A 14,139-nucleotide genomic window follows, 5' to 3' on the forward strand; every position below is an offset into this window, starting at 1 on the left:
TGGCTTGGCTTCCTATTTAATACAAATTCTGTCAATTTTCTCGATGAACATATCGGTTAGATATGTCAAAGCACCGTCAAAAATTATTTAATCTCATCCATAGAGCGTAAGTTTTTAACGGCAATACGCTGCGCATTCTTACGGTCACGTTCTGGCATCATCTTTGGCTTATACACTGGCTGAAGATCATCACCGATCACGGCAGAAAGCGGGCGTCGCTCTAATTGAATCTGGTCTTGTAAAAGCATTAAAGCTTGAATTAATGCTTCAGGACGAGGTGGACAACCTGGGACGTACACGTCAACAGGAATAATTTTGTCTACACCTTGTACTACTGAATAGATGTCGTACATACCTCCAGAGTTTGCACAAGCACCCATCGAGATGACCCATTTAGGCTCTAACATCTGTTCATATAGACGCTGAATAACTGGTGCCATTTTTACGAAACAGGTTCCGGCAACAATCATCAAGTCAGCTTGACGAGGTGAAGCACGGATAACCTCTGCGCCGAAACGTGACAAGTCATGCACACCTGTTAAGGTTGTTGCATATTCAACGTAACAACATGAGGTACCAAAGTTAAATGGCCACAAGGAGTTTTTACGCCCCCAGTTTACTGCTGTATGCAAGACATCCTCTAAACGAGTCATGAATACGTTTTTATTCACTTCCTCTTCTAGTGGATCTGTCACGATTTGACGTTCTTGCAATGGGTATTGATCAGCATCCGGATTCGCGCGGGTCAGAGTATATTTCATCCCGACTTACTCCTTTTCAGATGACAATGCAGGTGTAGTTTTTGACTTAACACGACCTGATGATTGAGCTGGAATCTGGCCTGTAGGGTCAGTTACGAGCTCTTCAATAGAGTTAAAGCGTGTAATTTCAGCAATGTTCATTGTTGGTGAACCGATTTTAATCGCCTCACCTGCTGATTTACGGCGATCTGCTGGTGACCAACTTAAAGCACCTACAGAGAAGGCATAAACAAGCGCAATCAATAAATCAACGACAAAGATCACGACAGTGGTATATCCCAACCACCCTACTTCACGCACAGAAGTAGACCATGCATAGAGGTAAAGTGCCTCTAAGTCGAAGACAACAAAGAAAATTGCAACTAAATAGAACTTTGCAGACAGGCGAATGCGAGCGCCACCAGCACTCACGACACCCGATTCAAACTGCTCTTGCTTAGCACGCCCCCACGATTTCCCCCCGAGGAGTAAGGGAACTGTGAGCATAAAGACGCAAAGAAATGTAACGCCGATCACGAAGGCGATAATCGCCCAGTCGTATGGAGTAATGGCACTCATGCGGGGATAACTCCTGGCAGGCCTATTATTTAACAAAGAATGTATGTATTGGCCTTCAAATACACCAAACACAAAATTAATCCCGCCAATTGTACCTGATTTCTAATTTCGCATGCTAGTTGAAGCGTCTTAGTCTTTCGGATGATTTTCTAAACAAAACTATTCTTCTATGGGTTGTAAGGGGGGTTTCACCACGCATAATCGGTTTATTTAATAGTTTTTTTGTTTATGATGATTTTTTTCATTTTTTAATTTTAGAATAATTACACAGTTCATCGACCATTAAGTTTTTATAACTTACTTTTTTATAATATTAGTTTGTTTTTTATTGTATTCAACTTCCCCTCTGAATTATGATGAATGTTTAGTCATACATAATATTTTATTACTCTTGGATAAGAGTGTTTATCATTAAGGGCAGCTGATGCCAGACTCACTTCGTGAATTTTCATTTCCCTCTTCTTTAAAATTTTTTCTCCTGTTTAGCTTCATTATTACGGTATGTTGTTTTATTGGCATCGCATCTCGTCCTTTAAGTTTTCTGGCGTTCTTTTGGCCAGCCAATTCTGTTTTGCTCGGTCTACTCATTCGCTTTCCGAGCACACGTCGACCCAGCACGTTTTTAGGTGCCTACATAGGTTATGTTATTGCTGACCTATTTCAGGGTACTCCATTTGCTCTCACACTCGTTTTAACAACGTCAAATTTTATTTATGTTGTTACTACCCTCGCATTCTATACATTTTTTAATCAGCATATTAAAGCAGCCTATCGAGGCTATTCTTACCTCTTTTTATTTGGTTTATGCGGTATAGGCAGCGTAGCAGGCGCGTTATTTGCAGCAACTTTCGTGCCTATGTTTAATACCAAATTTATGCTTGGTAATTTGTGGGATGAATTCGGTTACTGGTTCACTTCAGAACTACAAAACGCTTTACTTCTTTTACCTATCATCTTGAACCTACCTCAATATAGTCAGGTAAAGCATTACTTTTCGAGAAATCGTGGTTTAGAAGCAATTGACCTTTTACCTTTTTTGGCTGTGATTATTTCTATTGGCGCTAGCTATTATGACTCTGGTCCTGGTTCATTACTTTACCCAATTGCTGCACTTATTTGGTGTGCTATTCGCTACAAACCTATTATTGTTGCACTCATTACGACCTTTACCAGTGCCTATATTATCTATCATGTCTCTGGACATTACCTTCTGCTTTATCCGAACGAATATTTAAGCAACACCATCTCAATTCGTATTGGTTTAATCATGATGACGATTGCACCTCTTACCGTCTCTAGCATTAGTGTTTTACATTCAGAGTTAATTCAAAAGCTTCAACATGCTATTGCACATGACGAGCTAACCTCTAGTCTCACCCGACGCCAGTTTTTGCAGTCGGTCAGATTACTTCAAGAAAAGGTATACAAGGAAAATAAAACCTCAGCATTTTTCATGCTTGATGTAGACCATTTCAAACACGTTAATGACAACTACGGCCATCAAATAGGCGACCGTGCCCTACAGACTTGTGTCACCACTATTCAAAATATTTTGCATCCTCATGACTTATTGGGCCGCTTTGGCGGTGAAGAATTTGCAATTTTTATTGCAGATACCACCAAAGAGAGTGCTTTTGACCTTGCAGAGCAAATACGAATTAAAATTAGTCAGCAACCGATTTATATTTATGGGAAATTACCAATTTTCATTCAAGTAAGTATTGGCATAAGTTTATATTCACCATCTTCTCATAGAGCGATTGAAAATTTATTTAAAGAAGCAGATGATGCTTTATATCAAGCAAAACGCCAAGGGCGTAATCGGGTCTTTATATCTTTATAGGTTTTCATTTAATCATCTAGTGTAATGAATTTTATACAATATCCTATATTTTGCCATGTATGCTAATAACAGATAATAAGGAGAAAAATGCATGACTCTAGAATATACGCATAAACCAAACTACTACTTGTTTGCGCAGCTACTTGTGCGACATATAGAAAGCTATATTCACAAACATCCAGATGCTAACAATGCAATTTTTGACTTGCGAGATGTCTATGAAATATTTAGGCAAGATTTTGCGTCAACCACAACAAACCTAGAAGGTATTTTGCATATTGCGGATGAATATAAAATAGAAACGCTTAATGGAGATCAGCCTCTTATTCAAAAATACCAGATCGATGCAAAAAATAATTCATTACTGATCGACTTTAATTCCGATGCGTTGAGCAGCTTAAGAAGCGGAAAACCTATTTTGGAACCGGATGCAACTCGATTATAAGTAATGCAATAAAAAAGCACCTTTATGTAGGTGCTTTTTTATTGGCTTTCAAAGGAGGTTGCTTAAAGCGTTTTGCAGGCCACGTCATGATAAAGCGAGCACCACCTAAGGTAGGACTTTCATCTACTTTAATTTCACCACCGAACCAATAAGCAATACGGCTGACAATAGACAATCCTAAACCATAACCACCCGACGCACGAGTACGGCTATCATCTAAACGAGCAAAGGCTTCGAATACTCTTTGACGATCTTGTTCCGGAATTCCGGCGCCATCATCTTCAACACAAACAAAGGCCATGCCGTCGCTGTGAACACCACCTGTAATTCGAACTTTGTTATCACAATAACGAACAGCGTTACCTACCAAGTTTTGAACAACCCGATGTAAATAACGACGCTCTGCATCTACTTTCAAATAAACAGGGGGAGCAACAAGTTCAATTTCTTTTTGCGTTTTTAAAGCTTCGGTTTCTACCGCAACCTGATCTAATACATCAAATAGAGCAATTTCAGCAAAATCTAATGAAGGTGTACCCTGCTCTAGTTTTGCATAAGTCATGATTTCATCAATTAAGGTATTGAGCGCCTCAATATCTTTATCAATCATATCGACCTGATGCATACGATGGTTGTAATCGTCTTCTTCTGCCAACATCTCTGTACCAAAACGAATACGGGCAACCGGCGTTCTAAGCTCATGAGATACCGCTCTCATCAACTCGCGCTGAGCCTCGATTAAACGCTGAATATGATCAGACATGTTGTTATAACTTGATGCCAAGTTTGCCATTTCGTCACTTCCTTCAATAGGAACACGCAATGACAAATCACCAGACTTCATACGGTTTAACGCATAACGTACTTGGCGAATTTTACGTTCTAACGGCAAGATGAGACCGTAAACACCTAAACTCAGTAAGAATAGGCTAAATAAGGTAATTCCTGCTGAAAGCTGTAAAGGCATCCAGTTAAACATCGGAACCGGCCCAAGAACTAAAACTTGTGCAGGATGATTTGGTATTGGAGATACGATCGAAATGGTCGTGCCACGCATTGTTGCACTATCTTTGTACAACATGACACTTTGGTCTTGGCGTAAACGGCCAATTTGCTCGGAATCCAGATTAACATCTTGAATATTGTAGATATTAATTGGATATGAAAAATGTTTTTGAATCTTGGCAAGATATTCTTGTTCTTGCCCCGGATAAAACATTAGATAATCAAGTACAAAAATAGGGAGAGCCTTCATTTGGCGCTCACTAATTTTGTCAACTTTTATGGATAAATAGTGCTGAGGATCATCACGTAAGCCAATAATAATATACGCAATACTATTACTGGCATCGTAACGGACAACAGATTTTTGAGCTTCGATCCGTTTTTTCTCGGTACGAGATAACTCAACCTTGCTCGCATCAGTGTAATAAATTGGAAGTTCCAATAAATCCGATGCATCTGAAACCCAGTCTATTTTCTGTTGCTTCCCCGGTTGTCGAGCAACTCCCTCACTAATGACATAAGAAATACCATCAGTTAAAGACTCTCGGTATTCTTGTGCCCGTTGATAATTGATGATTTGTACAAGCAAATAACCAAAAACGGCAACCAAAACAACAAGAATTACCAGTCCCGCATATATTCGCAGGAATATGCTGTGTTTAAACACTCGACCAACCTTATAGGAAGTTTATGCAGATCTTATAACCCATTGGTTTCTTTAACGAACAAGTAACCTTTACTACGTACTGTTTTAATACGCTTTGGATTTTCAGGATCATCGCCAATTTTTGGACGAATACGTGAGATACGGACATCGATTGAACGGTCCTGACCATCGTATTCAATACCGCGTAAACGTTCGAAGATATCTTCACGCGATAAGATACGGCCGGCATTTGATGCAAGCAACCATAGTAGGTCATATTCTGCGCTAGTGAAATCAACAAGCTCACCATGCAACGTTACTGAACGACCGCCATTATCAATCACAAGGTCATCAAACTCGATACGTTGTGCAACTTCGTCTTCTACAGTTTTATCTGTACGACGTAATAACGCACGGATACGGGCTAAAAGTACGCGTGGCTGAACTGGTTTAGCGACATAGTCATCCGCTCCCATTTCAAGGCCAAGTACCTGATCCATATCTTCCGTACGTGCAGTCAACATAAGAATCGGTTGATGATAATGTGGACGAACTTCACGGCAAACGGTTAAGCCATCGGCACCCGGCAACATGACATCCAAGACCACTAGGTCTGGTTGTTCACTAATAATACGACGAATTGCACGGTTACCATCAGTTTCTACACCAACTTCCAAGCCGTTGCGGATTAAATACTCTTGAGTTAATCGTGCTAAACGCTCGTCGTCTTCAACGATCAGAATCTTTGGTAACTTTTCTTCTTGGCTCATATCATTGCCCCTATAAATCTCATTACATGCATCTTAAAAATCTTGCAGATACATTCGTTTATCATTTGCAATATACACACGTTTACATTGTAAACAAGTAGGCGTTCACCAAACTGATACATGACAACCATGTTTTGTTGCATTTTATTAACCTTTGAATTTTCTCGTGTTTTTAACATTTAGTTATTGTTATTAAATTTCATATTCTATTCATATTTCCAATGTATGAATATTAAACAAATTATTTCTTTAACTACTTTAATTGTATTTAAGTGCTTGTTTTTTGAGTTATCCACAAAGTTATCTATAAGTGTTTTTTGATAGCTTTGCTATGCTATCTCCCATCAAATCATACAGATAAAAAATTACTAAAAAGTCAAGATTGATCTGCTATGAAAAATCCCGTATCTTGTGTTCAAAATAAACTTTAACTACTAAGTCTTGTGTTTATCCCTCAAACATCGTGGCATACTTTTTGCTCGGTTCAAACGGTCTATAAACATAACAAAAGTGACAATGGAGCTATGCTGGCATGAGCGTAATTACTTCGACTCCCGGTCAAATTCAGGTGATCAAACGCACTGGAGATGTTGCTGCATTTGATGCAGAGAAAATTTCTGTTGCGATTGGTAAAGCTTTTCTTGCTGTGGAAGGTCAACAGAGTTCGGATTCAAGCCGTATTCACGACCGTATTACCCAACTGACGGAAATGGTATTAAATACTTTCACTCGCCGTTTACCATCGGGCGGTACGATCCATATTGAAGAAATTCAAGATCAGGTTGAGCTTGCTTTAATGCGTACCGGAGAACAGAAAGTTGCCCGCGCTTACGTAATTTACCGCGAACAACGTACGACTGCTCGTCAGCAAACGAACTCAAACCACCATCCTACGTTACAAGTGACCGATGCAAATGGTCAGCTTCAGCCACTTGATTTAAGTGCATTGCAAGCAACTGTAGCTAAAGCAGCCGAAGGTTTGGAAGGTATTGACGTTCAGGCTATTGTCGATGAAACCGTTAAAAACTTATATAACGGCGTAAAAGAGACTGATATTGCCACTACGATGATGATGGCAACACGTACTCGTATTGAACAAGAACCAAACTATACTTACGTGACTGCACGTTTGCTCTCTAGTGAATTAGTGAGCACAGGTTTAGCGTTCTTAGGCTTGCCTACAGATACTCCTGAAAACACTGCACTCGAAGCCTTTTTGAAAAAAGGTGTAGAACTTGATTTGCTTTCACCAGACTTGCTTGATTTCGATTTAGAGAAACTTGCAGCAGCAATTCAACCAGAACGCTCTAATCAGTTTACCTATTTAGGTTTACAGACTTTATTTGACCGTTACTTCATTCACTCAAACGGCGTTCGCTTCGAATTACCGCAATTATTCTTTATGCGTGTGTCGATGGGTCTTACGTTAAATGAGCAAAATAAAGAAGAACGTGCAATCGAGTTCTATAACTTATTGTCTAGCTTCGACTACATGGCTTCTACGCCTACCCTGTTTAACTCAGGTACGTTACGTCCACAGCTTTCTAGTTGTTACTTAACAACGATTGGCGATGACCTTTATGACATTTATGGCGCAATGCGTGACAACGCAATGCTTTCTAAATGGGCTGGCGGTTTAGGTAATGACTGGACACCTGTACGCGCATTGAACTCTTACATTAAGGGTACAAACGGTAAGTCTCAGGGTGTAGTTCCGTTTTTGAAAGTTGCGAACGATACAGCTGTTGCCGTAAACCAAGGTGGTAAGCGTAAAGGTGCAGTATGTGCATACTTAGAAACTTGGCACTTAGACATCGAAGAGTTTTTAGAACTTCGTAAAAACACTGGTGATGACCGTCGCCGTACACATGACATGAACACTGCGAACTGGGTTCCAGATTTGTTTATGCAACGTGTATTTGAAGATGGTGAATGGACATTATTTACGCCTTCTGAAACTCCAGACTTGCACGATTTAACTGGTGCTGAATTTGCTGAGCGTTATGCTTACTATGAGTCTGTAGCGAAAGAAACAAACATGCTACACAAGAAAGTACGTGCTAAAGACTTATGGCGCAAAATGCTTTCTATGTTGTTCGAAACTGGTCACCCGTGGATTACATTCAAAGACGTATGTAACTTACGTTCACCACAACAACATGTTGGTGTAGTTCATTCATCTAACTTATGTACTGAAATTACCTTGAATACAAATCAAGACGAAATTGCAGTATGTAACTTGGGCTCGATCAACCTTGTACAACACGTTCAAGGTGGTGTGTTAGACCGTGAGAAGTTAGCTCGCACAATTAAAACAGCAGTACGCATGCTCGATAACGTTATCGACATTAACTACTACGCTGTACCACAAGCGAAAAACTCGAACTTGAAACACCGCCCTGTGGGTATGGGTATCATGGGCTTCCAAGATGCTCTATATGAAATGAACATCGCTTACGGTTCAGATGCTGCTATTGATTTTGCTGATGAATCAATGGAAGTGATTAGCTACTACGCAATTGAAACTTCAAGCAACTTGGCTGTTGAACGTGGTGCTTACTCAACATTCAAAGGTTCATTGTGGGATCAAGGTATCCTTCCAATCGACTCTTTAGAAATTGTTGCGAAATCTCGTCCAGAGCGTATGTTCGAAGTTGACCGTACTCAACGTTTAGACTGGGACACTTTACGTGCCAAAGTTCAAAAAGACGGTATGCGTAACTCAAATGTGATGGCGATTGCTCCTACCGCAACCATCTCTAACATTTGTGGTGTTTCTCAATCAATTGAGCCAACATTCCAGAACTTATATGTGAAATCTAACTTGTCTGGTGAATTCACTGTAATTAACCCATACCTCGTTCGCGCATTAAAAGAACGTGGTCTTTGGGACACAGTGATGGTTAATGACTTGAAACACTTCGAAGGTTCAGTTCAAAAAATTGCTCGTATTCCTGAAGAATTAAAAGCAATCTTTGCTACTGCGTTTGAAGTAGACACACGCTGGATCGTTGATGCTGCATCACGCCGTCAAAAATGGATCGATCAAGCTCAGTCGCTTAACCTTTACATTGCTGGTGCAAACGGTAAGAAACTTGACATCACTTATAAAATGGCATGGTTACGTGGTCTTAAGACGACTTACTACCTCCGAGCTTTAGGTGCAACTTCTGCTGAAAAATCTACAATCAACACAGGTGCTTTAAATGCAGTTAAACCTGCGACTGTTGAAGCGGCTCCGGTTGCTGCCCCTGTTGTAGAAGAGAAAAAGCCTGAAGCAGTTGAAGAAGACGGTTTTACCCAAGCAGCTCCAGTTCCAATGGCTTGTTCAATCGACAATCCTGATTGTGAAGCTTGCCAATAACATTCAATAAAATTGCTCTTTTTCACTAAAGAGCAATTTTACAAGAGGTAAAGATTATGCTTTCTCATCTCAGCCATAACTATATGCTTGGTGTTGGAGTTTTAATCTTTGCCTTTCTTTTCTTTTATATACCGCTGATTTACGCATTTTTCACAATACGTAAGCAACAGCGTAAGCAAAATAAGTAGTAGAGACCAAAGGCCCAAAATTTGGTCATACCTCAATAAAACTTAATTTTGTTTACACATTAAAAGCGTATAGTAGGGACATCTTCGTTTAAGAGATGTCAAATATAGATATACACAACGAAGAGAGAACAAAAATGTCTATCCTTAGTTGGGACGATTTTGAAGATGATTCGCAAAAACCGGCTGCACCTGAACTCAAGTCTGCGCCCGTCAAATCGGAAAAAACGACTAATTCGCAGAATGTATCTTCTGCGGAGTCATCATCGCAGAGCTTGGCAACTTCACAATCCGCTGGAACCCATTCCGTGCGACCAACAGTTGCCTCCGATACGGTGGCTAGAGCCTCTGCAGCCTTAGAACACTTAGATGTTGCCCCTGGCCTTGAAGAGCTAGAAATGGGCGCGCAACGTGTTCAAGTTGACGACAAAGCAATGATTAACTGTCGTGCAGACTTGAACCAACTTGTGCCATTTAAATATGAGTGGGCTTGGCAGAAATATCTTGACGGGTGTGCAAACCACTGGATGCCGCAAGAAGTAAACATGAACCTAGACATCGCGCTTTGGAAGTCTGAAAATGGCTTAACTGAAGATGAGCGTACGATTGTTATGCGTTCTTTAGGTTTCTTCTCGACTGCTGACTCTTTGGTTGCAAACAACTTGGTATTGGCAATTTACCGCCACATTACCAACCCTGAATGCCGTCAGTACATCTTGCGTCAAGCATTTGAAGAAGCAATTCACACTCATGCTTACCAATACTGTATCGAATCTTTAGGTATGGACGAAGGCGAAGTCTTCAACATGTACCGTGAAGTTCCATCTGTTGCACGTAAAGCAGCGTGGGGATTGAAATATACTCAATCTTTAACAGATCCTAATTTCCACACAGGCACACCTGAAAACGACCAACGTTTACTTCGTAACTTGATCGCGTTCTACTGTGTTCTTGAAGGGATTTTCTTCTACTGTGGCTTTACTCAAATTTTGAGTATGGGTCGTCGTAACAAGATGAACGGTGTTGCTGAGCAATTCCAATACATCTTGCGTGATGAATCTATGCACTTGAACTTTGGTATCGACATGATTAACCAAATCAAGATTGAGAACCCTCACCTTTGGAGCGCAGAGTTCCAACAAGAAGTGGTTCAAATGATTGTTGAAGGTACAATGCTTGAAATCGAATATGCACGTGACACGATGCCACGTGGTGTATTGGGTATGAACGCAAGCATGATGGAAGAATATTTGAAATTCATCTGTAACCGCCGTTTATCTCAGTTAGGTTTACCAGAGCAATTTGCTGGTGTAACTAACCCATTTGCGTGGATGTCTGAGATGATGGACTTACGTAAAGAGAAGAACTTCTTTGAAACGCGCGTAACTGACTACCAAACTGGTGGCGCGTTAAGCTGGTAAGTTTAAGCATCTGCTAAACAATAAAAAACTGCTAGTGATAGCGGTTTTTTTATTTAAAGTATAATTCACTAGCTCAAACAGAACCCACATACAAGAAATCTAAAATAAACTTTAAAAATCAACAATATAAATTACAACAATAAAAACCCAGAGTAGTTTTAACTAAACAAAAAATAAGCGTCTTTTTAATATTCAAAAACTAACAACCACAAATCCAAAACATATTATAGACAATAAGAGCTGGAGCATTTACAGGATAAGTATCACTATCGAGAGATTTATATAGCCTATCCTTATACTTAATAGTTAGTAACTTTTCTTTTCGATCAACGACTAAACCAACTCTATAAATAAAGTAGAAGGAATCATTATTACTTATTCGTCTGAATACAAATTGTACTGCATCTTCTTTTTGAATTTTTGAATGATCAACCGCTATAAAACCATTACATACAGGACACTTCCATTTATCTGAATCAATACTCACATCCATACTTCAAGTTACCGCATCGTATAAATTAATCGCATAGTCAAGTAATATAACTTTCAATGAATTAAAGTTGGGCTACAAAATACACATAACAATATCAATAGAAAAATAAAAACATCAATATGAATTTAATTTTAAAATGAAAATATTATTTAATAACTATTAAATTAAAAATTAAAACACAATTTAATACATAAAAAATCACTAAAATAATCAAAAAATATTTCAATCAATTATTAATCACAATATAAAAATCCCATATTAATCTTTATCGTTATTCACTGGATTTTTCAAGTATTCTTTGTATTACAGTCCTTGATACAGCAAGATCTTTAGCTAAAGAATATACACTAAATCCTTTTTTAAATTTATTAATAACTTCCTGTTTTTGTTCATTTGTTAATTTTTCGGGTCTACCTACTTTTTTAGATAATCTATGATTCTTTTGTGTAGATTCGTCGAGCAAAAAAAGTTTTTCAAAACTAATGCAAATTTCTATAAAATGAATAAAATTATTTCTAATACTTTCTTTCAACTCACAATTAAAATATTCCAATATAATCAATTTAATTTGTTTTTTTTCAATCAACATAATTGTAGATAATATTTCTTTAAAACTATTCCCTAAACAGTCAATTCCTTTAACAATTAAAAAATCATCCTCTTCTAAAGAATAATTAATCAAATTAAAAAAAATAGTCCGTAAAGTAATAGGCTTATCAACTGCAGCCAATTCCAGTACTACTCTACTATATGGAACTTTATGATTAAAAGTATTTAACAATGAAATAAAATATTCTTTTTCTTTGTCTAATTCATCAATATTAGAATTGACCCGCATATAAGCATAAATACGCATGCTCCCCCCCATCCCTTAGAGTCATGTGAAGTGCATTTCCAAAGTATGTTCAAATCAAAGCATTTCTTTTAGATACTTTTAGAGCTTCACTTATTGTTTGTTATATAATTAATGTCTTAAATTTATACTTTTATAGTAGTATAATTTTTCTTATATTTCCACCATCTAAAACAATTGAAAAATATAATATAAAAAAACATTATATCAATAAAAAAATTGAGAGGTAAATCAATTATCTGTTTCAGTCTTAAATATCAGCATTATAATAATCAACAAGACCTCAAATATCACAAGATATTAAATCAAATATCCATTTTAAATAAAAAATTATTTAAAAACACAAACACATTGATTATAATAAACCAATTAATTTCTATAATATATCATCTAAAATTGTTTTAAACCTATGTATTAAATTTCCAATAAATTTAAACACACAATCAAAAACAAAATAAAATTAGAATACAAATCATTAAAAATCAAACACCTACTAAAAAAACAAATAATCTTGCAACTAACAACTTATTACTTTGTTATATTTTATGTACTCAAATTAATTCAAATAAAAAATAAAACTAGATTTTAATATCAAATTTATATTAAATTCAGGAGTAGTTTAAGTAGTGAATTAATTTAATATACAATACACTAAACCAAAAAACCAATAAAATTATTAGGTAACATGATTATGGAAGTTAATAAAAATTTGAAAAAAGTAATGATTTAACTATGTACTTAATTATTATGTTTTAAACACTGTATAGTACACTTTTGTGATTTAGTTCATGTTTTTTTTAAAAAAATAAGATGCTAATATTTGTTTTGTTTTTGTTTAATTTTGGTGTTTTAATATGCGTACATATGCCTATGTTAGAATAGAGCCTAATTTGCAATTTGAATTTTCTAGGTATATCACTTTTTTTAGTGAGTATGGCTATAAAATCCAAAAGAATAGATTAGTAGTAGAAGAAGTATCTGTTGATAAATCTATTGCTTATAGAGATAAATTTCTTAATTTAATAAGTTACTCTTTAGAAGAAGGTGATATTTTAGTGATAAAAAGCATGGATTGCTTAGGGAATAGCTTTGAAGAAATTTTAGGAATAGTTGACAAAATTGATCAAAAAAAAATCAGGCTAATATGCTTGGATTACTCTAAAAATGAAATTAATGGTGACTTAAAAATTTTCTTTCTCCATTTTTTAAAGTTATCAGCTGAATTTGAGAAATTATTTAAGTCTGACAATAAAAAATTCAAGGATCACAAACCAACAAGAAAAGTTGGTCGCCCAGAAATATTAAATAATGAACAAAAAAATAGAGTAATTGAATTGTTTAAGAAAGGCTACAGCGTATATTCACTCGCTAAAGAATTTGCAGTTACAAGAACAGTAATTCAAAGAATTTTAAACAATGCATCGAAAAGTAATGCATTGTAATTATTAAATATTTTTGATTAAATGATCTATGACATACATATGGAAAAATATAAAAAGGAAGAGTTATGAATCATATAGTATTAGTCCTCTAAATGAGCTCAATTAAATTTCAAGCAAAAAATTAGATAAGTTATTGAAATATAATTGTATATTAATTATTTATTTTTATGCTTGAAATTTAGATACTATTATCAAGAATGGATATAATTAATTCTATATTAAGTTAGTTTTTCTTATAATTCTTTAAAAATAGTTTTATGTCTTTCATCATGATTATGCTACCTATAAAAACATAATCAGTTACCCCTCAAATAAGTCTATAAAAATAATATTTATTTTCAATAATTTAAAAA

The 14,139-nt window shown here is 36.5% G+C and carries 13 protein-coding genes; 6 read left to right on the forward strand and 7 right to left on the reverse strand.

The features are described 5' to 3' along the window. Positions 1–83: 83 nt before the first annotated feature. Together ACLBWE_RS17140 and ndhC are read right to left on the reverse strand one after the other, a co-directional pair. Positions 84–761 carry a NuoB/complex I 20 kDa subunit family protein gene (locus ACLBWE_RS17140; protein WP_002050353.1) on the reverse strand — a complete coding sequence of 226 codons (678 nt, stop codon included), beginning with the start codon at positions 759–761 and terminating at the stop codon, positions 84–86. Between the two features lie 6 nt (positions 762–767). Further along, positions 768–1,319 carry an NADH-quinone oxidoreductase subunit A gene (gene ndhC / locus ACLBWE_RS17145; RefSeq protein ID WP_003653481.1) on the reverse strand — a complete coding sequence of 184 codons (552 nt, stop codon included), beginning with the start codon at positions 1,317–1,319 and terminating at the stop codon, positions 768–770. A 424-nt stretch (positions 1,320–1,743) separates the two neighbouring features. Here ndhC and ACLBWE_RS17150 point away from each other — a divergent pair, with 424 nt between their 5' ends. Continuing rightward, positions 1,744–3,162, forward strand: coding sequence for a diguanylate cyclase (locus ACLBWE_RS17150; RefSeq protein ID WP_447604073.1), 1,419 nt, complete (start codon positions 1,744–1,746; stop codon positions 3,160–3,162). A gap of 91 nt (positions 3,163–3,253) precedes the next feature. After that, positions 3,254–3,607, forward strand: coding sequence for a hypothetical protein (locus ACLBWE_RS17155; RefSeq protein ID WP_003653485.1), 354 nt, complete (start codon positions 3,254–3,256; stop codon positions 3,605–3,607). Between the two features lie 22 nt (positions 3,608–3,629). Here the strand turns inward: ACLBWE_RS17155 and bfmS are convergent, their stop codons facing one another. The 3 genes from bfmS to ACLBWE_RS17170 are packed head-to-tail and all read right to left on the reverse strand — an operon-like array spanning position 3,630 to position 6,207. After that, the gene (gene bfmS / locus ACLBWE_RS17160; protein WP_005042856.1) at positions 3,630–5,279 is read right to left on the reverse strand and encodes a sensor histidine kinase BfmS; all 1,650 of its coding nucleotides are present in this window, start codon (positions 5,277–5,279) and stop codon (positions 3,630–3,632) included. Between the two features lie 32 nt (positions 5,280–5,311). After that, positions 5,312–6,028, reverse strand: a complete 717-nt coding sequence (gene bfmR, locus ACLBWE_RS17165) for a response regulator transcription factor BfmR (RefSeq protein WP_003653488.1) — start codon at positions 6,026–6,028, stop codon at positions 5,312–5,314. After that, positions 6,025–6,207, reverse strand: a complete 183-nt coding sequence (locus tag ACLBWE_RS17170; RefSeq protein WP_016801725.1) for a hypothetical protein — start codon at positions 6,205–6,207, stop codon at positions 6,025–6,027. The genes bfmR and ACLBWE_RS17170 overlap by 4 nt, the downstream gene beginning before the upstream one ends. A 353-nt stretch (positions 6,208–6,560) precedes the next feature. Here ACLBWE_RS17170 and ACLBWE_RS17175 point away from each other — a divergent pair, with 353 nt between their 5' ends. The 3 genes from ACLBWE_RS17175 (at position 6,561) to ACLBWE_RS17185 (ending at position 10,998) form a co-directional block, all read left to right on the forward strand. Further along, complete coding sequence (locus ACLBWE_RS17175; protein ID WP_348951067.1) at positions 6,561–9,392, forward strand: ribonucleoside-diphosphate reductase subunit alpha; 2,832 nt, start codon at positions 6,561–6,563, stop codon at positions 9,390–9,392. Positions 9,393–9,448: 56 nt separating this feature from the next. After that, positions 9,449–9,580, forward strand: a complete 132-nt coding sequence (locus ACLBWE_RS17180) for a preprotein translocase subunit YajC (RefSeq protein WP_080593108.1) — start codon at positions 9,449–9,451, stop codon at positions 9,578–9,580. A 134-nt stretch (positions 9,581–9,714) separates the two neighbouring features. Further along, entirely contained in the window at positions 9,715–10,998 is a 1,284-nt protein-coding gene (locus tag ACLBWE_RS17185) for a ribonucleotide-diphosphate reductase subunit beta (protein ID WP_005042873.1), read from the forward strand. 199 nt (positions 10,999–11,197) lie between these two features. On the opposite strand, the gene ACLBWE_RS17190 is transcribed toward ACLBWE_RS17185, so the two are convergent. Together ACLBWE_RS17190 and ACLBWE_RS17195 are read right to left on the reverse strand one after the other, a co-directional pair. After that, positions 11,198–11,491, reverse strand: coding sequence for a hypothetical protein (locus ACLBWE_RS17190; protein ID WP_198497076.1), 294 nt, complete (start codon positions 11,489–11,491; stop codon positions 11,198–11,200). A gap of 271 nt (positions 11,492–11,762) precedes the next feature. Next, the gene (locus tag ACLBWE_RS17195) at positions 11,763–12,347 is read right to left on the reverse strand and encodes a resolvase (RefSeq protein WP_447604074.1); all 585 of its coding nucleotides are present in this window, start codon (positions 12,345–12,347) and stop codon (positions 11,763–11,765) included. Between the two features lie 851 nt (positions 12,348–13,198). Between ACLBWE_RS17195 and ACLBWE_RS17200 the strand changes: the two genes are divergently transcribed. After that, the gene (locus ACLBWE_RS17200; RefSeq protein WP_003653496.1) at positions 13,199–13,786 is read left to right on the forward strand and encodes a recombinase family protein; all 588 of its coding nucleotides are present in this window, start codon (positions 13,199–13,201) and stop codon (positions 13,784–13,786) included. Positions 13,787–14,139 lie beyond the last annotated feature (353 nt).

This window comes from Acinetobacter sp. M5A5_2a (assembly GCF_053345265.1).

What these genes read in the sequence shown, in the direction of transcription:
- ACLBWE_RS17170 (WP_016801725.1), bottom strand. Translation starts at nt 6,207, where the DNA reads ATGTTAAAAACACGAGAAAATTCAAAGGTTAATAAAATGCAACAAAAC.
- ACLBWE_RS17180 (WP_080593108.1), top strand. Translation starts at nt 9,449, where the DNA reads ATGCTTTCTCATCTCAGCCATAACTATATGCTTGGTGTTGGAGTTTTA.
- ACLBWE_RS17155 (WP_003653485.1), top strand. Translation starts at nt 3,254, where the DNA reads ATGACTCTAGAATATACGCATAAACCAAACTACTACTTGTTTGCGCAG.
- ACLBWE_RS17175 (WP_348951067.1), top strand. Translation starts at nt 6,561, where the DNA reads ATGAGCGTAATTACTTCGACTCCCGGTCAAATTCAGGTGATCAAACGC.
- ACLBWE_RS17190 (WP_198497076.1), bottom strand. Translation starts at nt 11,491, where the DNA reads ATGGATGTGAGTATTGATTCAGATAAATGGAAGTGTCCTGTATGTAAT.
- ACLBWE_RS17140 (WP_002050353.1), bottom strand. Translation starts at nt 761, where the DNA reads ATGAAATATACTCTGACCCGCGCGAATCCGGATGCTGATCAATACCCA.
- bfmR (WP_003653488.1), bottom strand. Translation starts at nt 6,028, where the DNA reads ATGAGCCAAGAAGAAAAGTTACCAAAGATTCTGATCGTTGAAGACGAC.
- ACLBWE_RS17200 (WP_003653496.1), top strand. Translation starts at nt 13,199, where the DNA reads ATGCGTACATATGCCTATGTTAGAATAGAGCCTAATTTGCAATTTGAA.
- ACLBWE_RS17185 (WP_005042873.1), top strand. Translation starts at nt 9,715, where the DNA reads ATGTCTATCCTTAGTTGGGACGATTTTGAAGATGATTCGCAAAAACCG.
- ndhC (WP_003653481.1), bottom strand. Translation starts at nt 1,319, where the DNA reads ATGAGTGCCATTACTCCATACGACTGGGCGATTATCGCCTTCGTGATC.
- ACLBWE_RS17150 (WP_447604073.1), top strand. Translation starts at nt 1,744, where the DNA reads ATGCCAGACTCACTTCGTGAATTTTCATTTCCCTCTTCTTTAAAATTT.
- ACLBWE_RS17195 (WP_447604074.1), bottom strand. Translation starts at nt 12,347, where the DNA reads ATGCGTATTTATGCTTATATGCGGGTCAATTCTAATATTGATGAATTA.